Raw genomic sequence first — 18,604 nt, 5'->3', positions numbered from 1 at the left:
TTAGTCTTGACACTAACCACAGCATCAACTCGCGTCAACGGTGGATTTTCAGCCGGCCGGAACCACCGCTGTGTTGTTCTCGAACCGGCGGTTGCGCAGCACCGGCAGGAATTCGCGGACTTCTTCAATGCGCCGGTGGGTAACATCGGCGGTGGCAACTCCTTCCGCCTCATCATTGAGGAAGTCAATGGCAATGCCCATGGGATCAAGGATGGCGGAGTGCCCAATGCAATGGTCGCTGGAGGTTCCGGCAGCCACCACCCAACAGGTGTTTTCAATGGCACGGGCCTTCAACAGCGTTTCCCAGTGATCAATCTTGTGTTCGCCCTTGAACCACGCTGCGGATACGCAAATCAGCTCTGCCCCTGAAAGGGCCAACGCCCGGGCCAACTCCGGGAAGCGAAGATCATAACAAGTCATGATGCCAACTTTGAAACCGCCTATTTCCACAACAGCAATCCCTCGGTCACTGGGTTTGATCCGGGTGGACTCCTGGTAGGAGAAGGCATCGTAGAGGTGCAGTTTGCGGTAAGTGCCTAGGATCTCGCCGGTCTCGTCAAGGGCAACCACGGTGTTGTAGGGCCGGTTCTCGCCACTGGATTCGTAGCCGCCGGCGATGATGGCAATCCCTATTTCGGAGCAGATCAGGGACAGACCCTGCACAAAGGTGGTCCAGTGGGCATCGACGGCTGCGGCGAAGTCGCCCTTGACCTGCCCCACGGAAAACATGGCCTCCTCCGGGAACACGATCAGCTTGCTGCCTTCTTGAGCCGCGGTTGCCGCAAGCATGCCCATGGTGGCCAAATTGGCACTAACTTCTGCGCCTGGGTTAAATTGTCCAACGCTGACCTTCATGGCTATGGTCCTCTCCGTTCGGTTGCTGTGCATCCAGCCTAGTCCGTCCGCCGCCACGCCACGGCGGTGCGCAAGTAAGATGCGCTGATGAAGGCTATTGGGTTGTTGGGCGGTATGAGCTAGGAAAGTTCTGCCCTGTACTATCGGCTGATCAATGAGATGACACGGGACAGTTTGGGCGGGCATCACTCGGCCCGGTGCATCACGGACGAGGACTTTTACCGGATTATCTACTCCGAGCTGGTGCGGGGAATCGTCTCGGAAGGCTCAAGCCGGCGCTACATTGAGATCATTGAATCGCTGGTGCGCCAGCCCCGTGCCCGTTTTCCCCACCACCTTGTTGCATGCCGAGGCCGCGGTCCAGCTTGCGCTCTCCGGAGTTCATTAAGGGAAGGTGCCAGGAGAGGGCACCTGTTCCAGCCTGGCAAAAAGGTAAGGACGGCCCGGGAACTTACGTTCCAGGGCCGTCCTAGTCTTTGCACTTTGGCCGGGTTGGGCTAGTTGTCGTTGATCAGATCGTGGCGCACAATGGTCTGATCGCGGTCCGGGCCCACGCCAATGGCGGAGATCCTGGTGCCGGACATGCCCTCGAGCGCAAGGATGTAGTTGCGCGCGTTCTCGGGTAGGTCCTCCATGGTGCGGGCCGTGGTGATGTCCTCGGTCCAGCCCGGGAAGTACTCGAAAATGGGCTTGGCGTGGTGGAATTCGGTTTGTGTCATGGGCATTTCATCATGGCGCACCCCGTCAACGTCGTAAGCTACGGCAACAGGGATGGACTCGATGCCGGTGAGCACGTCCAGCTTGGTGACGAAGTAGTCCGTGAAGCCGTTCACGCGGGAGGCGTGGCGGGCCAAGACGGCGTCATACCAGCCGCAGCGGCGAGGACGGCCGGTGTTGACGCCGAATTCGCCGCCGGTCTTTTGCAGGTAAATGCCCATGTCATCGAAGAGTTCCGTGGGGAACGGACCGGCACCAACACGCGTGGTGTAGGCCTTGATGATGCCCACGGAGCGGGTGATGCGAGTGGGGCCAATGCCCGAGCCAACCGAGGCGCCGCCGGCGGTCGGGTTGGAGGAGGTGACGAACGGGTAGGTGCCGTGGTCAACGTCCAGGAACGTGGCCTGGCCGCCTTCCATGAGCACTACTTCGCCGCGGTCCAGGGCCTCATTGAGCACATAGGTTGCGTCAATGACCATGGGGCGTACGCGCTCGGCGAAGGCGAGAAAGTAGTCAACAATTTCCTCCACCTCCACATCGCGGCGGTTGTACACCTTCACGAGGAGCTCGTTCTTTTGCTTGAGTGAGCCTTCCACCTTTTGGCGCAGGATGGACTCGTCAAAGAGGTCCTGAACGCGGATGCCCAGGCGGGCCACCTTGTCCATGTAGGCCGGGCCAATGCCGCGTCCCGTGGTGCCAATGGCGCGCTTGCCCAGGAACCGCTCGGTGACCTTATCCAGTACCTGATGGTACGGAGCCACCAGATGGGCGTTAGCTGAAATGCGCAGCTTGGATGTGTCAGCGCCGCGTGCCTGGAGTCCCTCGATTTCCTCGAAGAGCGCCTCCAGATTGACCACACAGCCGTTGCCAATGATGGGTGTTGCGTTGGGGCTCAGAATACCGGCGGGAAGGAGCTTGAGCTCATACTTCTCACCGCCTACAACAACGGTGTGCCCGGCATTGTTACCGCCGTTGGGCTTCACTACATAGTCGACCAAACCACCTAGAAGATCTGTGGCCTTGCCTTTACCTTCGTCACCCCATTGGGCTCCGACGATTACGATTGCTGGCATGGGACCCTCCCCCTTGCTCATAAGTTGAGCCGGGCACTGCAGTGTTCGGCGGTAGTTCCGCCGTACGGTGTCCGGACACGAAAATGCCCCTTGGGAATCGCTGCGCTTTTGCTGTTTTACGGCAATATAAGCGTCCGATCAAGGGGGTCTTACCCCGTAAGTTTACTGTACGGCCCCCAAAGGCGCACATTGACTACAACAATGTCCAAGTTCAGTGGCATAAACCTCAATCAACCAGATGGTTGATCCGCCTTCGAGCCTCCGGGCATAGTTTGAAGTTATGCAACAGCTCAAGGTAAGTGCTGGCTCCACAGGAACCTCCCGGAACAAGTGGGCAGGGCTTGGCGTCTTGGCCGCCGGGCTGTCCATGATTGTCATTGACGGCACGATTGTTGGCGTTTCGCTGCCCACCATCATTGCGGACCTCCACTTGGACCTCAATGAAGCGCAATGGGTCAACAGCCTGTATTCGGTGGTCCTGGCCGCCCTCCTGCTGAGCAGTGGCCGGTTGGGTGACCGGATAGGGCGCCGCAAACTCTTCATGGCTGGCGTGGTGCTGTTCATGGCAGGGAGCATTTTCGCCGCACTCTCCCACGACGCCGGCGGGTTAATCCTTAGCCGCGTCCTGCAGGGTGTGGGTGGTGCGGCCGTACTCCCTGCGACCCTCTCCAGCGTCAATTCCACCTTTTTCGGCAAGGACCGGACCACGGCTTTTGCCATCTGGGGTGCTGTCATCTCCGGGATGGCGGCAATAGGCCCGCTGCTGGGTGGTTGGCTGACCTCCTCCTTCGCCTGGCAGTGGATCTTCATTGTGAACATCCCCCTGGGCCTTGCCGTGCTGGTGGGCGCCGTGCTCTTCGTGCCGGAAACCCGCTCCCCCAATGACGCTGCCGGCTTCGACATTCTGGGCCTGCTGCTCAGCGCCGCCGGATTTGGACTGTTTGTGTTCGCCTTGATCGAGGGGCCAACGCTGGGCTGGTGGTCCGCGAAGAGTGCCCTGAAACTTGGCCTGATCAGCTGGCCTGCCGACGCCACCATCTCTGCCGTACCGCTGACCCTGGCCGCAGGCATTGTTTTACTCATCAGCTTCGTACTGTGGGAAAAGCACCGGGCCACGGTTGGCCGCTCCGCCATCTTGGACCTGACCTTGTTCCGCGTCCGGACATTTTCCTGGGGTAACGCAGTGGCGGCTATGGTGGCCATCGGAGAATTTGGCCTACTCCTGATCCTGCCCCTGTACTTGATCAACATTCTGGGATTGGGGACCCTCGACGCCGGCTTCGTCCTGGCAGCCATGGCCCTGGGCGCGTTCTTCTCTGGTGCCTCCGCCCGCCACTTGGCCTCCCGTTTGGGGCCGCCCACCGTGGTCATCATTGGCTTGGCTCTGGAGACGGCAGGGCTACTGGTGCTGGCCCTGGTCATCACCTCAACCACGTCCATCTGGCTGATCGCGGCCCTGCTGGTGGTTTACGGGTTGGGCCTTGGCTTGGCCTCGGCACAGTTGACGGGCACGGTTCTAGCTGACATCCCCACGACCGTCTCCGGTCAGGGCTCTGCCACCCAAAGCACCGTGCGGCAGCTCGGTGCGGCCCTCGGCTCGGCCATCATGGGCACTGTACTGGCCCACTTTGCGGTGTCCGCCGGCACCAAGGCCCTCGAAGCGGTGCAAGGACTCCCCGCAAGTCAGGTGGGCACCTTGGCGGGGCAACTGCGTGACTCAGCGGGCGGCGTCGTGCCTCAACTGGCGCAACTGGGCACGCATGGTCCACTCGGTGCTGCCGGTCCCGCCGCGGTGGAGGCGATGTCCTCCGGTTTCGCCCAGGCTGCGAGCGCTGCGGTCCTTGCCGCAGCCATGTTCTTGTTCATCGGCCTGGTGGGCTCGTTCTTTGTGGCCGCCGCATCACGTAGAACCGCACGTGAGGGCGGGTCCTGAACGGCTGGCTACAAGCTATTTCTCCACGTGGAACACCCCGGCGGCGCCGCGTTCGGCGTCGACCATGCTGTGTGAGACGAACGGGTAATTGCCAGCCTCGGGGAATTCCAGCTCCACGAACCCGCCCTGAGCTGCGGCCAGCGGCAGCACCTGAGCACCCGCAGCCGGGTCGGTCCCGTCCAGCAGGTACCGCCCCTCACTCCACACGGTATCGAACTGGCCACCCACCACATGGAACGAGCTCGCTCGGCTAGGTCCGGCGTCGAGCAGCCAGATCCGCACCCTCTCGCCCACCTTTGCCGGCAGTGGGCTGAACTTGTACTGGTTGGCGTAGCCGTTGAACACCACGGCGTCCGGGTCATCGGCCTGGATCTTGGCCAAGTCCGCCACCCCGCCCTGCGGCCCCGCGTAAATCTCGGACTGCACCAGGACGTATTCCTTGTCCACCGGTTTCAGGTTGGGCGGGTCAATGACCACGGCGCCGAACATGCCATTGGCGATGTGTTGGCTCATGGGCATGGTGCTGCAGTGATACATCCAAATTCCGGCGCGCGTGGCCGTGAAGTTGTAGCTCAGCGATTCCCCCGGGTTGATGGTGCGCATGGGTTTATCGGGGGCTAGGGCACCGGCGTGGAAGTCAATGGAGTGCCCCATGGAGCCGTCATTGACGAGGGTGATCTTGAACGTGTCGCCCACCTTGCCGTGCAGCACAGGCCCGGGGGCTGTGCCATTGAATAGCCACAGTTTTTGGGTGACGCCAGGGGATACCTCGCGTTCCTCCTCTGTCACCTTCATGGTCAGCTCATGCACGGTCCCGGCGGGTTCGCTCCCCTGCGCCGTGGCAGGAAGCGGTGGCAGCACGGCGCTGTGCGCGGTGAATCCGGCAGCCGGTTCTTTCATGAAATCGAACACGGCGGGCGGCCCGGCCGGCCCATGATCCATCCCGGGCATGTCCATCCCGTCGCCGGGGGTGGCTGGCGCAGCGGGCGCAACACCCGTGGCCACAATGCTAAATACCATGCCCTGCTGTTTATGCCCGGCAACACTGCACCAGCCTGCAATATCAGCGCCAATGACACCCACGTCCACCGTAGTCTTCTGCCCGGGATAAAGACGCCCGGAATCTTTGCCAATGGCGGTCACCAGGTCATGGACCATGTCATCATTGTTGACCAGGTTGATCACCAGCTTGTTGCCTACCGGGACCTCGATGCTTTCGGGGCTGAACCGCATGTTTTTCATACTCATCTCCACCGTGGTTGTTTCACCGGTGGCCGTGAGAGCTGTTTGCCCGGTATTCGCGCCTGTGACCCCTGGCAGTGCCTGTGGATCGGCAAGAATTCCCGCCACAATAACAAGTACCACCACGGCAAGCGCGGCCGCGGCCTGTCCCAACCTCCTGCGCGGGGCGGGGTCATACCCCGCACTCGCAGGGGCCGTGGACGGAGCCTTGGCGCCGGGCTCTGTTTCAGCCGCTGGCGCTCTTGGCGCCCGCACAGCGTCCGAAGATTTTTTGGGTACTGCCATCGCCAAGAGCGGCAGGAACCAGGCCAACCCCACCAGGACCAGCACGGAGGTGCCTACCCGTACAAGACTGGGCACGGGCAGCAGCGACACCACCAGTGCAGCATTAGTCAGTGCCACCCTGAACCAACCAGCTTGATTGAGCACCGCTGTTCTGCGTTTGAGAGCTGCCGGGCCGCCGCCCAACACCACGGGCATCAAGTAGGTCAACGCGGAGCCCAGCACCTGTGCCACAAATCCGGCGGCCAGTACCGGCACAACAGCATCAATTCCGTGGTGCAGGCTCTCCCACCCGCTGCTGGTGAACGTCAGCGCCACAAGCCAAATCAGCCCCACCAGCAACCACAGCAGGGCTGCAATGGCAGAAAGCGGAGCGAACGTGGTGGGTGGCTTAGCCCGTACAACCTTGGCCAGCGGCCACAAAATATATGCCACCCCGCCAAGATAAACGAGCAGCCCCACGGAACACAGGAACAGCACCCCCGCCCCGGCACCGGCTGCGGTCAAAAGCACCCCGGCCAACAGCGGAACAACACCTCGCCGCGCTACTGCCTCAGCGCCGTCGGCCACTCTGGTGCGCAGCATGGTGGGCAGCAACGTCATCAACGTCCCCAGCACGGCCAGCCCCACAAACCCCAAAATATTCACGCTCATATGAACCAAAAGCAACCGCACATGCGCTTCACCTGTGAGACCGGCGGCGAGCGCAGCCCCCACCCCTGCACCCACGGGAAGCAGCAGGCACCCGGCAACGTAGTACCAAACGGTAGGCCCAAAGCGGGACGGTAAGGCTTTGTGGGCGCGGATACCCAGAACCAGTGCATGCCACGCCACCGCCAGCCCAACACCAATACTGCCAAGGAGCGTCAGCAGCCAGATATTGGCCACCATGGACACAACCACCACCACAATGGAGATGTTCAAAGCGACCAGCCGGGCCACCATGGCACGGTTATTGGGCGTGGGTCCGCGCAACAACGCTTGGGCGAAGTGCCAGCTCCACACCAGGATCGAGTTCGTCACTGCGCCAAGTAACAGCAAGTGCACCATGAGCCAGCTGGAGACAGGAATGTTGCGGTGGAAAAGAACCACCACCACCAGGACCACGAGCCACAGAACGGCCGGCGCATTGGCTCGCAGATGCCAGCGGGATCTGTCCATGGACGGCTTGGCCGCCAAGTTACCGGAGGCTGCGGGTGCGGAGCCGATTCTCACGCTGTTACCTTCTTTGCATGGGTGGACTGCCAGATGGCCATGACGGCAAACAACAGGATGCAGATGACGTTCAGGACGCCGCCGGTGACCCACGCGCCGTGGTTCCCCGCGCCGTCGCCCATTCCCAAGCGGATGATCAGGGACAGGTGCAACAGGGCCGCCGGCAACCAGAAGCCGGGCGTGTACGGCAGTGGTTTGCGCAGCACGGCGGGCAGGATCACGGGTGCGTGCGCCATGATCATGGAGATCGTAAAACCAAGGAAGACGGCGTGGATGGCGACGTCGTAGGAGGCGCCGGTCAGTGGCCCCTCCTGCAGGGCAAGCACCACGCCGGCCACAGCCAACCAGCCATAACCCGCCAGAAGGCACGCGCCAATGTAGCGCGGCAGCCCCACACCGCGGATGGTTTTGCGGGCGGCGTCGTACCCGGTCAGCCAGGCGACGAGGCTCAGGAGCAGAACGCCGTAGAGCGCGTAGCCCACGGCGGGCCACAGCAGTGTTGCGCAGGTGGCGCCGAGCAGGGCCAAGGAGTTGGCCAGCAGGAGTGGCTCGGCGTGAGGGCTGCGGATGCCGATCCGTGCCAGTTCCAGGCGTCCCCCCGCAATGGTCAGAACAACAAAGGTGATCAGAAAGGGCAACAGCGCCGGGATGCTGGGGATCCGCAACCAGAGGGCTGCTGCGGCAATGGCGCTGATGGCACCCAGTATCTGAATGAGCACCACGTTCTCATACTGACGGCGCCACAATGGGAGGTAGACCAGAGTCATGGCGATGGTCCCGGCCAGCAAAACAGTCTTACCAATCCACAGCTCCAGCGGGGAAATCAGTAGCAGCCCGGCGATTCCCAGCAGTGCCGGGGAGACGTAGCCCAACGCCTTATTCAGGGCCACCGAACGTTCAAGGGCAATGACTGTGCCCACAAAGCTGAGGACCAACGCCATGCCGTGGACTTGTGGGAAGCGGTCCACTTTCAGCGGCGCATCCGTACCCAGAAGCTGCAGACCAGCGTTCAACCCAATCATCAGGACCACCCCGGCCGGCAACAGGACCAACATCCGGAAAACGGGTCTGCGCAGCACACTGATTTTGCGTTTCGGTGCAGCTTTTGCGCTTGTTCCAACGGCGGCGGTGGATTTCATGGAGTTCCGGCTGCGTGAGCTGTTGTTTCTTTACCTGTTGCTTGTGTGCCAGCCGCGGCACCCAGCGGGAGGTGCAGAGTACACCGGCCCAGTCCGGAAAACGGCAACAACTCCACCTCACTCTCGGCAAGTCCACTACCTGTGAGGAGTCCCTTGACCAGGCCCAGGTGTACGGCACATACCACCTCCGGATTATCCCGGGCGGCCTCCACAATGGGGCAGGTTGTCAGCACCAGCTCCGTTGCGTCCCGATTTTTCTGGACACCAAACCCTGCCTCGACCAGAGCATTACTGACACCTGACCGCGCCGTTTTAGCGGCGGCCTTGCTGATGGTTTTAGCCGCGGCGCCTCCGCCCTCAGGAGCCGTAGCGGCGCTGAATTCTGGCAGATTATCTGGCGAATTTCCGGCAGGCTTCAGGGCTTGAGCCCAGGCACGCCCCGCGGCTTCTCCCTCGGCAGCAGGATGGTGACTGTGGAGGGCAATGTGTTTGGCAAGGGCCGCTGCCAGCGCCGCATAACCAACAGGCCCGGCCGGCGAAGCGGAGGCCTGGTACTGCCAGGCTGGCCGGCCGCGTCCCACCTTGGGCGCTGCAGTCCTTGTTGCATAGGAAGTCTCTACGAGCGCTTCTAGATGCTCGCGCACAGTGTTGGGGTGCTGGCCCGTTTCCGCAGACAGCTCTTCAACGCTCAAGGTGGCATCATGCAGGCGCAAGCGGGCCAGCACGGTGGTCCGCGCTTTGGACATGGGAATTACTGGTTCACCGCCGCATTGCCTGGGCCCGTTTGGTGGTGCAACCGCTAGTTTATTTTCCACGGAATTAAGTGTAGTAATATATTCGCATAATCTCCATTCCCCGCTACGCTCGCGCCGTTATGAAAGGTTCCCCTCGTGAACAACCTCATCCTTGCCTCATCCGCCACCGAGGCAGCAGCCCTCGAGGAGGCGCACACCCGGCTGGCGGAAGCCGCCGGCACCCTAGGGACGTTGAGCAATAACTTGCTCGCGGCTGCCGCCAACCCCTCCGGGGCGTCTCTGGTAGAAGCAGATCAAGGCGCATTGGTTGAATTTGCCGAACAGGAACTGCTTCCCTTGGCCGCAGCACTGTCAGGGGCCTTCCTTGCAGCAAACAAAGAAGCCGGGCCACTGAACGTGGTTGCCGCCTTGGCTTCTGGGCACCATGCCCGGCTCATCGAGGCAACAAAGGGCTTGGAAGTTCAAGAATTGTCACTGAAAATGGTGCATGCCGACGGCCGGTTACAAGAAGCCGCCACTGCGTTCCTAAACCAGGCCAATGAGCTGTTGCTGCCGGCTCTGGCGCAGGAACCAACGCTCTCACTCGCGGCAATCCTCCCGGCACGCACCGCCGGGACAGCGCTGCCGAGCCAGGCGCCGGCGTTGGGCGGGTGTGCCTGCGGCGGGCACGACGAGCCAGGCCTGTCAGAGCTGGATACGCGCGTCATCCCCCACGCCATCCGCCACGCCACCATTTTCGGCGCGTTGGAGGGACTGAACCCAGGAAAAGGCATTCTGCTGATCGCCAATCACAACCCGCTGCCGCTACTAGCCCAACTGGAACAGCGCTCGGCCGGTAAGTTTGACGTCACCTACGTGGAGAACGGTCCGGAATTGTGGAAGCTGTCCATGGTCCGAAACTAACGCGGACGCTTCAGCCGGCACTCGAACACAAAAAAGACGGCGCTTGCGGATTCGGACACCGGTAGACAGGTGTCCGAATCCGCAAGCGCCGTCCCTTTTGGAAACGAAACGCGCGGACCTTACAGAGCGGCTTCGATCGCGGCCGTGGCCAACGGGTCGGAGTCGTTCAGGAACGTGGTGATGCGTGCAGCTTCATCGGATTCACCAATGGCGCCGGCGGCCCGTCCCAGAGCATAGAGCGCCCGCAGGAATCCGCGGTTGCCCTCATGAGTGTAGGGAACCGGACCCGTGCCGCGCCAGCCGTTGCGGCGCAATGCGTCCAAGCCGCGGTGGTAGCCGGTGCGGGCATACGCGTAGGACTCAATGGTCCGGCCCTCGGCATATGCCTCGTCTGCCAAAATGGCCCACAAAAGCGATGACGTCGGGTTGGTAGCGGCCAGGTCAACGGCCTCATCCCCTGCATCCAGACGTGACTGGACCTCCGCCTCGACCGGGAGCAACGTGGGCTCGGGACCGAGGAGATTTCGGCGGAAAGAATCGCTCATATTACTTGAACGTCTTGCCAGCGGAGCCCAGCTGTGAGGCTGCTTCAACAACGCGTGCTGCCAGACCCTTTTCGGCGGCTGCACCCCAAACGCGGGGGTCGTAGGTCTTCTTGTTGCCCACTTCGCCGTCAACCTTCAGCACGCCGTTGTAGTTGGTGAACATGTGATCAACCACAGGGCGGGTGTAGGCGTACTGGGTGTCGGTATCGACGTTCATCTTGATGACACCGAAGGAAACGGCGTCAGCAATTTCCTGGTCAGAGGAGCCCGAGCCGCCGTGGAAGACCAGATCGAAGGGGTTTTCCTTGCCGATCTTGGCGCCAACAGCTGCCTGGATTTCCTTCAGGAGCTCCGGGCGCAGCTTGACGTTGCCAGCCTTGTACACGCCGTGTACGTTACCGAAGGTCAGTGCCGTGATGTAGCGGCCAAATTCGCCTGATCCCAGCGCGGCAACGGTGGCCAGGCCGTCTTCAATGGTGGAGTACAGCTTGTCGTTGATGGCGTTCTCAACGCCGTCTTCTTCGCCACCAACAGCACCGATCTCAACTTCAAGGATCATTTTGGCTGCGTGCGTGCGGGCCAGCAGTTCGCGGCCAATGCGCAGGTTCTCTTCGAGAGTCTCGTGCGAGCCATCCCACATGTGGGAGTTGAAGATGGGGTCCCGGCCGGCCTTGACCTCAGCCTCGGAAGCTTCCAAGAGGGGAAGGACAAAGCCGTCCAGCTTGTCCTTGGGGCAGTGGTCGGTGTGCAGGGCCACGTTGATGGGGTAGTTCTTGGCAACTTCGCGTGCGAACGCTGCGAAGCCCAAGGAACCGGCAACCATGTCCTTGACGCTGGCGCCGGACCAGTAGGCTGCGCCACCGGTGGAAACCTGGATGATGCCGTCAGTTCCGGCATCGGCGAAGCCCTGGAGGGTTGCGTTCAGTGTCTGGGAAGACGTCACGTTGACCGCCGGGTAGGCGAATCCGCCAGCTTTGGCGCGGTCGATCATTTCGGCATACTTGTCCGGTGTTGCGATGGGCATTGAAAGCTCCTCTGGGCTGAACGGTACTAAGAGTCTGGCAACAGGCCAGCTCCCGCATGACTACTCCCATCTTAGCCAGTGCCCTCACGGCAGCGAAGTTCGTGTCGCTGCTGCCCAATTTGTGGACTGGCCAGGCACGACGGCGCGCCCCGGCTTCAGTGCCGGGACGCGCCGTCGTGCTGGTGTGCTTGCTGTAGTTATCTGCCGTGCCGGCTGATGGCCAGGGCGAAGCCGTAGTTCATACTGCCGATGCCCGTGACATTGTCATAGCCTTTGGTGGTGGTCAGGGACGTGTCAAGGTTCATCGATACCAGGTACTGGTTCCCCGTACTAGGGCTGGTAAATGCCAGTGCCTGTTGCCTGCGCGGCGATACCACGTCGGTGAACGTTCCCCGTTGCTGGCGGCTGGTGGAGTAGATGACGGGGTTCGCGAAGCCGAGCGTTTTGCCGCTGACTTGCTGGGCCACAGCCATCTGTCCGGCCGACAAGGGCGCGGCCAGGGACGTGCCTCCGTACGTTTGGATGGTGAAAGGATCGGTGGTCAGGGTGCTGTCATTGTTGATGGGGCTGATGCCGATCACGTATCCGGTGTAAGGATCCGCCAGCGAGGAAATATCAGGTACAACCCGCTGGCCGAGTGAGAGCGAACGGGGCACCACACCTTTTTGGTAGGTGGGTTGGGCAAAGACTGCGCTGACGCCGCCCCCGGCACCTCCACGAAATTCGGCCCCGGGGAGGGCCGATACATAGGCGCCGTCAACGATCTGGTCACGCACACTGCCCCACCCTGTCTCAAACATGTACGTGCCCTTCTTGGACACCGCAAGGCTTGTGCCTCCCACCGCGGTGACCCACGGCGAGCTGGCAGGGAAGTCCGGGGATGTGTAGCCAAGGTTTGCGGCTTCATCGCCCGAATCACCGCTGGAGAAGTACAACCCGATCCCTTCACCTGCTGCCTGCAGTTGGATGTTGACCTCGCCGAGGATGACATCCGCCGGGAGCGCCTCGCCAAGGTTGCCGTAACTGTTGCTGACAATGTTGGCCAGTTTGTGGTCGAGGATTTTGGACATGGCAACGTCCAGCCCGCCGCCACAGTTGAACCCGCCAACGTACAGGATCTTGGCCGCAGGTGCTGTGCCGTGGACTGAGGCCACGTCAAGGGCCTGTTCTGGCTGCCATCCGCTAGGTCCGCCACAGAGATCCTGATCAACAAACTCGCTGGGATCTGGGACAATCTGCAGGTAGCTGTGCCCATCCATTTGCGGCAACCCATAGGTGGCCGAGTACGTGTTAATGTCTGAGAGCATGGTGGGCGATGCGTAGGCGTCAATGATCGCCACGGTTTGCCCCCTGCCGTCAGCGGCTGGGCGGCCGTGGCCCGTCTTGGTCAGATCGCCCTTGCCGTAGGCAGACTGGATCTGATGTGGAGTGTAACCACACACGTACGTCGGATAGCTGGTCTTGCCATAGGCGCTGGGAACCGTATCGCTGTGCTGCCCAAAGTAGTTTGAGCAGGCCGCTGTTGGTGCTGGCGGCTGGGTGTGGCGCGCCTGCGGCGTTGGCTGGGTGCCGCCGTCGGGCGTGGCGTAGTTCGGGTGGGTGAGCAGGCTGCCCTGATCAACCGAGACCCCGGCAACCGGGGCCGCAATACTCGCCGGCAGGGTTGGCGCCTTGGACGGGCCCACCACAGTGGTTCCCTTGAAGTCATAGTTGTGTAGCTCGGCGTTAAACGTGGCGTTCAGTTGTGCCACGGTGCCCCGAAACACCACGAACAGGCGGCTCTCAGGCGTTCCGGTGATAACCAAACCCTGATCTTTGAGGTAGGTGAGCACGGAGTCATACGACTTTTGGGTCGGCGAATACCTGCCAATCCATTGGGCCGGCGAAAGCCACTGGCCGTAGCTGCGGTTTCCGGGTGTGGAGACTGCCGTGGCCAGCGCCTTGGCGCCCCTGAGATCGCGGAGCTGGAAGTAAATTTCGCCTTCAACTGTTGTGTCCGCGGCTGCGGCCCCCTCATTGTTTGCCGGTTGGGCCCAACTGGGCACACCGCCGGGATACGCCGTGTCTGAGGATGTTGGGGCGGCCGTTGCCGCTGTCGTGCCAAAGGCGAGAACGCAGGCCATGGCAGCACCGATGGCCAGAGTTTTGCTGAAAAATTTTCGCGGTTTGAATGATGTTCTCATCAGAGATCCTTCACCGGGCAGGCACCCTTTGCGCCCGCACACTGCCGAGCCTAGACCCGCTGTGTTTTGGCTGACTAGAGTCTGGGAAGAAGCTATGAATCTTTTATTTAAAGCACATGCTGGTTGAAGACGTGCCTGCGAATCCATGCGTGCATGGCAATGCCGGCGGCCGAGGCTGCGTTGATGGAGCGGGTGGAGCCGAACTGTTCAATGGACAGGGTGGTTTGTGCAGCGGCGTGCACCTCATCACTTAGCCCGGGGCCTTCCTGGCCAAAAACAAAAACGCAGTTCTTGGGCAGTTCATAGGTTTCCAGCTGTTCGGAGTCCGGGAAAATATCGATGCCAATGATCACCAAACCCTCACCCTGTGCCCACGAAACAAAGTCCTCAACGGTGGGGTGGTGGCGGACGTGCTGGTAGCGGTCGGTGACCATTGCGCCACGCTTATTCCACCGCCGCCTTCCAATAATGTGCACTTCCTTGGCCAGGAACGCATTTGCGGTGCGCACTACGGTGCCAATGTTCATGTCATGCTGCCAGTTTTCAATGGCCACATGGAAGTCGTGGCGGCGGGTGTCCAGCTCGGCCACAATGGCTTCCATAGACCAGTACCGGTACTCGTCCAGAACGTTGCGCCGGTCCCCGTTGGCCAGGAGTTCAGGGTCCCACTGGTCCCCTTCAGGTAGCGGCCCCTCCCACGGACCAAGACCGACTTCATGGTGCAATTCCGGATGCTCGGGGCTCAAAGCATCATCTGGGGCTGGGGTTTCACCGGTTTTACTCACCGTTCAACTTTACGCACATGTGCCCGGCATCAATGCAACGGGGCCATTCTCTGCAAGACTGGAATCCTAAATCCACGCCCAAGGAGCCTCATGACACAGCAATCTTCACGCCAGCCTGCCGATATTGAATGCTGGCTTACCGACATGGACGGCGTTTTAGTCCACGAGAACAAGGCTGTACCCGGTGCCGCTGAGTTGATTCAGCGCTGGGTGGATACCTCCAAACGCTTCTTGGTGCTAACAAACAACTCCATCTTCACCCCGCGCGATCTTGCAGCCCGGCTGAAAGCGTCAGGACTGGATATCCCCGAGGAAAACCTGTGGACATCTGCGCTGGCCACGGCCCAATTTTTGAAATCTCAAATGCCGCATGGGCGCGCCTTTGTGATTGGTGAAGCCGGGTTGACCACGGCATTGCATGAGGCTGGTTTTATCCTCACCGACCAGAAACCTGACTACGTGGTGCTCGGTGAAACCCGCACCTACTCCTTCGAAGCCATCACCCAGGCGATCCGGCTCATTGGTGACGGTGCCCGTTTCATCTGCACCAACCCGGATGCTACCGGCCCCTCCAAAGAGGGCCCCATGCCGGCCACCGGCGCCGTGGCAGCACTGATCACCAAGGCCACCGGCCGTGAACCTTATATTGTGGGTAAGCCGAATCCCATGATGTTCCGTTCAGCCATGAACCGGATTCAGGCGCATTCCGAGACGACCGCCATGATTGGTGACCGGATGGATACCGACATCATTGCGGGGATGGAAGCAGGACTGCACACGGTACTGGTGTTCAGCGGAATCACTCAACCCGAAGACATCGATGCCTACCCGTTCCGTCCGGATCAAACCATGAATTCGGTAGCTGATCTAATCCCCCACGTTTAATTCTGTTCCTGTCTCTTAGGCAGCAGGGTGCAGTGATGCGGTGATGGACTGTAGCAAACGTTTGCTGCTGGCCCATTCAGAGGATTTGGCTTCAACCGTCATGCGGTGGCTGACTCCCGTGGAATCGTAGGCAACGAAGTATTCTCCGGTGACATTGCCTTGGTAACTGTGGCAGGTGTAACCGTAGCTGTATCCATACATGCCGTCCCGCTCCACAATGGCTGGCTCGTTGGTGTACCCGAAATCATCTAGGCAGCCAAAGCCCGCCGTGCTGCGGTAATAGAGTAACTCGTCTGGGGATGCAGCAAGCTGTCCCGCCAGTCCTTGATCGATCGCAGTATGGATTTTCTCTGGGGTGACGGCGGCTTCAGGCCGGGCGCCGCCCTCGTAGACCATTAGTGCTGTGGCATCCTTGACTTTGTTAATGGCGCTGAAGCGTTCCTCCGGCTGGCTCCCGTCACTATTGATGACAGTCTTGTTTTCATCGGTGCGGAGCCAGCCCTCTGGGTATTGGAATGAGGCTCCCGTTACAGGTGCCGCCACCATGTTCGCTTTGACCCCGCCACCTAGCAAAGTGGAAACCAGCACCACCGCGCCAATTACGCCAGCCAGCGCGAGCACCCCGCCACCGGCCAGAATCCAAGGCAGTGCTGGCTTCTTCTTGGGTGCCGGCTGTATGAAATGCGGCGTCCCATAGTAGGGCTGGGCATGCTGTTGCCGGGGTGCGTACTGCGGATACTGCTGGCCCGTGTTGGGGTCTGGGACGTGAGCGGGATAGTCCGGCCACGGAGGCTGCTCTGACATGTGAGACTCTTTCATTTGAACCAACCGGGCGCACTGCAGCCCTCCCAGGAGCCTATTGGCCGGATCAAATTTCCGCGATGGGGAGAACTCACCCCAGATGGTACCCACTATTCATCTGCAAAAAGCCTGCAGGACAGCCGGGCAACAAACACTCTCTCACCGGGCTCTCAAATCTAGATCGGGGCTCCGCAGCACTACCCTTGGTAGGGCCGTTAGTTTTAGACGTCGCAAACGGCCAAGCACTTCAAGTAGGGGAGGCCAGCGTGGACCGCGTAACAAGATTGTTGCAGCTCAGCGATGTTCCGGAGCTGACCGCACTGTGCAGTGAAAACCGGGAATTCTTAGCTCCGTGGGAACCGCTCCGTGATAAAGATTTCCACACCGAGACCAAACAACGAGCTCTGGCAGAGGCTGCCTTGGAAGCCCATGCAGCTGGTACCCGGGTGCCGTTACTCATTCTGAATCAGGGAGGGCAGCTGGCCGGTTTCTTGAACATCAACGGAATCGTCCGTGGCTCTCTCCAGTCTGCGAGTCTGGGCTATTGGGTGTCCCGTACCGAAAACGGTGCCGGCCTAGCCACGGCAGCCGTGGCAGACGCCGTCGAACATGCCAGAAATAGCCTCGGCTTGCACCGCTTACAGGCTGAAGCCTTGCTTCACAATGCCGGTTCGCAACGTGTTCTAGCGAAGAACGGCTTCACCCGTTTCGGGATGGCGCCGAAGTACCTGAAAATTGCCGGACGCTGGCAAGACCACGAGCTCTTCCAAAAGATCCTGGACTAGGCCTAGCAGCCCAGTTCTCTAACGGCCCAGCTGCCCGCCGGAGAGTTCCAGATAGCAGTTGCCGCACAGCGATTCGTACCAAACCTCGGCACCCTCGATGGCGACCTGGTCGCCGTCGAACACTACATCTTCGCCCACGCGGCGGGTGTTGAACATGGCTTTCCGGCCACAGCGGCAGATGGTTTTGAGCTCTTCTAGAGAGTGTGCAATTTCCAGCAGCCGCGCCGCGCCGGGGAAAGCCTTGGTGCGGAAGTCGGTGCGCAGCCCGTAGGCCAGCACGGGGACTCCGTCCAGGACGGCGATCCGGAAAAGGTCATCCACTTGGGCAGGGTCAAGGAACTGGGCCTCATCCACCAACAGGCACGCGACAGGTGCCATGTCCATGTGTTTGAGCAGCGCATCGGGATCGTCACCGCGCATGTGGCTGGCGAACAGTTCCCGCGCGTCGGTGCCAGGCGGGATGACGAAGTCAACGTCACGGCTCACCCCCAGGCGCGAGACTATTGCGCTCTCACCCTTCGTGTCCACGCCGGGCTTGGCCAACAGAACCCGCTGGCCGCGTTCTTCATAGTTGAACGCGGCCTGCAGCAAGCCGGTGGACTTGCCTGAATTCATGGCGCCGTGACGGAAATACAACTTCGACAAAACAAGCCTTCCAAATCGTTAGGCAGTGGGAGGGTGTGGATGGGCCCACGCGCCCGAGGGACCCGCTGCGAGCCTGCGATCAGTGGGAGGGCGTGGATGGGCCCACGCGCCCGAGGGACCCGCTGCGAGCCCGCGAGCAGTGGGAGGGTGTGGATGGGCCCACGCGCCCGAGGGACCCGCTGCGAGCCCGCGAGCAGTGGGAGGGTGTGGGGACTACGAGAGGCCGAGCTCATCCTTGCCGAAGATGAACAGGTACGGGACGTTGGCTTCTGCTTCGATACGCTCTTTGGCTCCGGTATCGCGGTCCACGATGACGGCGACGGCCTGGATGTTGCCGCCGGCCTTGCGCACGCCTTCAACAGCGGCCAGTGCGGATCCGCCGGTGGTGGAGGTATCTTCCAGCACCACTACCTTGCGTCCGTCAACGCTGGGGCCTTCAACCTGGCGGCCCATGCCGTAGGACTTCTGCGCCTTACGGACCACAAACGCATCGATGGCACGGCCGGCATCTCCGGCTGCATGCATCAGTGCCGTGCCGACGGGGTCTGCGCCCATGGTCAAGCCGCCGGCGGTCTCAAAGTCAATGCCGGCGTCGTCCAACATGGCCAGCATGACACGCCCGGCGAGTCGGGAAGCCTCGTGATGGAGGGTAATGCGGCGCAGATCAATGTAGTAATCGGCCTCCTTGCCGGAGGAGAGGATCACCTTGCCGTGGACAACGGCGAGTTCCTTAACGAGTTCGAGCAGGCGGGCGCGGTCAGCGGCAAGAGTTGAGGTCATGGGATCCATTCTAATTGGGCGCACGGGACACCGTCGAAACACGTGCAGGATACGCTA

The 18,604-nt window shown here is 61.1% G+C and carries 17 protein-coding genes; 5 read left to right on the top strand and 12 right to left on the bottom strand.

Annotation, left to right across the window (positions count from 1 at the left end; all coding sequences use genetic code 11):
* Nucleotides 1–48: 48 nt before the first annotated feature.
* Both CVS29_RS08555 and CVS29_RS08545 read right to left on the bottom strand, forming a co-directional pair.
* Nucleotides 49–855 (bottom strand): carbon-nitrogen hydrolase family protein, encoded by an 807-nt coding sequence (locus CVS29_RS08555; protein WP_110105890.1) that lies wholly within the window; start codon nucleotides 853–855, stop codon nucleotides 49–51.
* A gap of 497 nt (nucleotides 856–1,352) precedes the next feature.
* Complete coding sequence (locus CVS29_RS08545) at nucleotides 1,353–2,645, bottom strand: adenylosuccinate synthase (RefSeq protein WP_110105889.1); 1,293 nt, start codon at nucleotides 2,643–2,645, stop codon at nucleotides 1,353–1,355.
* 280 nt (nucleotides 2,646–2,925) lie between these two features.
* Here CVS29_RS08545 and CVS29_RS08540 point away from each other — a divergent pair, with 280 nt between their 5' ends.
* A complete protein-coding gene (locus CVS29_RS08540) occupies nucleotides 2,926–4,578 on the top strand; it encodes a DHA2 family efflux MFS transporter permease subunit (RefSeq protein WP_110105888.1) in 1,653 nt (550 codons plus the stop codon).
* Between the two features lie 15 nt (nucleotides 4,579–4,593).
* Here CVS29_RS08540 and CVS29_RS08535 read toward each other — a convergent pair whose 3' ends face one another.
* Genes CVS29_RS08535 through CVS29_RS08525 form a run of 3 tightly spaced genes read right to left on the bottom strand, consistent with a single transcriptional unit; the run spans nucleotide 4,594 to nucleotide 9,202 of the window.
* Nucleotides 4,594–7,317, bottom strand: a complete 2,724-nt coding sequence (locus tag CVS29_RS08535; protein WP_245932126.1) for a multicopper oxidase domain-containing protein — start codon at nucleotides 7,315–7,317, stop codon at nucleotides 4,594–4,596.
* Nucleotides 7,314–8,456, bottom strand: a complete 1,143-nt coding sequence (locus CVS29_RS08530) for a hypothetical protein (protein WP_211315107.1) — start codon at nucleotides 8,454–8,456, stop codon at nucleotides 7,314–7,316. Before CVS29_RS08530 ends, CVS29_RS08535 begins: the two co-directional genes overlap by 4 nt.
* Nucleotides 8,453–9,202, bottom strand: a complete 750-nt coding sequence (locus CVS29_RS08525) for a helix-turn-helix domain-containing protein (protein ID WP_110105887.1) — start codon at nucleotides 9,200–9,202, stop codon at nucleotides 8,453–8,455. Before CVS29_RS08525 ends, CVS29_RS08530 begins: the two co-directional genes overlap by 4 nt.
* Nucleotides 9,203–9,346: 144 nt before the next feature.
* On the opposite strand from CVS29_RS08525, the gene CVS29_RS19205 reads away from it, so the two are divergent.
* A complete protein-coding gene (locus tag CVS29_RS19205) occupies nucleotides 9,347–10,114 on the top strand; it encodes a DUF2249 domain-containing protein (protein ID WP_308467750.1) in 768 nt (255 codons plus the stop codon).
* A gap of 119 nt (nucleotides 10,115–10,233) precedes the next feature.
* On the opposite strand, the gene CVS29_RS08515 is transcribed toward CVS29_RS19205, so the two are convergent.
* On the bottom strand, nucleotides 10,234–10,659 hold the full coding sequence (locus CVS29_RS08515; protein ID WP_110105886.1) for a DUF3151 domain-containing protein: 426 nt from the start codon (nucleotides 10,657–10,659) through the stop codon (nucleotides 10,234–10,236).
* 1 nt (nucleotide 10,660) lies between these two features.
* Nucleotides 10,661–11,683 carry a class II fructose-bisphosphate aldolase gene (fbaA, locus tag CVS29_RS08510; RefSeq protein WP_110105885.1) on the bottom strand — a complete coding sequence of 341 codons (1,023 nt, stop codon included), beginning with the start codon at nucleotides 11,681–11,683 and terminating at the stop codon, nucleotides 10,661–10,663.
* 56 nt (nucleotides 11,684–11,739) lie between these two features.
* Here fbaA and CVS29_RS18435 point away from each other — a divergent pair, with 56 nt between their 5' ends.
* Entirely contained in the window at nucleotides 11,740–11,880 is a 141-nt protein-coding gene (locus CVS29_RS18435; RefSeq protein ID WP_170120937.1) for a hypothetical protein, read from the top strand.
* Here the strand turns inward: CVS29_RS18435 and CVS29_RS08505 are convergent, their stop codons facing one another.
* Both CVS29_RS08505 and CVS29_RS08500 read right to left on the bottom strand, forming a co-directional pair.
* The gene (locus CVS29_RS08505) at nucleotides 11,881–13,866 is read right to left on the bottom strand and encodes a S53 family peptidase (protein WP_245932125.1); all 1,986 of its coding nucleotides are present in this window, start codon (nucleotides 13,864–13,866) and stop codon (nucleotides 11,881–11,883) included.
* A gap of 107 nt (nucleotides 13,867–13,973) precedes the next feature.
* The gene (locus CVS29_RS08500) at nucleotides 13,974–14,612 is read right to left on the bottom strand and encodes a TrmH family RNA methyltransferase (RefSeq protein ID WP_218912998.1); all 639 of its coding nucleotides are present in this window, start codon (nucleotides 14,610–14,612) and stop codon (nucleotides 13,974–13,976) included.
* A 129-nt stretch (nucleotides 14,613–14,741) separates the two neighbouring features.
* On the opposite strand from CVS29_RS08500, the gene CVS29_RS08495 reads away from it, so the two are divergent.
* A complete protein-coding gene (locus CVS29_RS08495; RefSeq protein ID WP_110105883.1) occupies nucleotides 14,742–15,536 on the top strand; it encodes an HAD-IIA family hydrolase in 795 nt (264 codons plus the stop codon).
* 15 nt (nucleotides 15,537–15,551) lie between these two features.
* Here CVS29_RS08495 and CVS29_RS08490 read toward each other — a convergent pair whose 3' ends face one another.
* On the bottom strand, nucleotides 15,552–16,340 hold the full coding sequence (locus CVS29_RS08490; RefSeq protein ID WP_110105882.1) for a hypothetical protein: 789 nt from the start codon (nucleotides 16,338–16,340) through the stop codon (nucleotides 15,552–15,554).
* Nucleotides 16,341–16,603: 263 nt separating this feature from the next.
* Here CVS29_RS08490 and CVS29_RS08485 point away from each other — a divergent pair, with 263 nt between their 5' ends.
* On the top strand, nucleotides 16,604–17,122 hold the full coding sequence (locus tag CVS29_RS08485) for a GNAT family N-acetyltransferase (protein ID WP_245932124.1): 519 nt from the start codon (nucleotides 16,604–16,606) through the stop codon (nucleotides 17,120–17,122).
* Nucleotides 17,123–17,140: 18 nt separating this feature from the next.
* Here the strand turns inward: CVS29_RS08485 and CVS29_RS08480 are convergent, their stop codons facing one another.
* On the bottom strand, nucleotides 17,141–17,767 hold the full coding sequence (locus tag CVS29_RS08480) for a thymidine kinase (RefSeq protein ID WP_110105880.1): 627 nt from the start codon (nucleotides 17,765–17,767) through the stop codon (nucleotides 17,141–17,143).
* A 213-nt stretch (nucleotides 17,768–17,980) separates the two neighbouring features.
* Nucleotides 17,981–18,547, bottom strand: a complete 567-nt coding sequence (gene pyrE / locus CVS29_RS08475) for an orotate phosphoribosyltransferase (protein WP_110105879.1) — start codon at nucleotides 18,545–18,547, stop codon at nucleotides 17,981–17,983.
* Nucleotides 18,548–18,604 lie beyond the last annotated feature (57 nt).

Source organism: Arthrobacter psychrochitiniphilus, from assembly GCF_003185915.1.
Lineage (GTDB): Bacteria > Actinomycetota > Actinomycetes > Actinomycetales > Micrococcaceae > Specibacter > Specibacter psychrochitiniphilus.
This window is presented reverse-complemented; position numbering and strand designations above follow the sequence as displayed.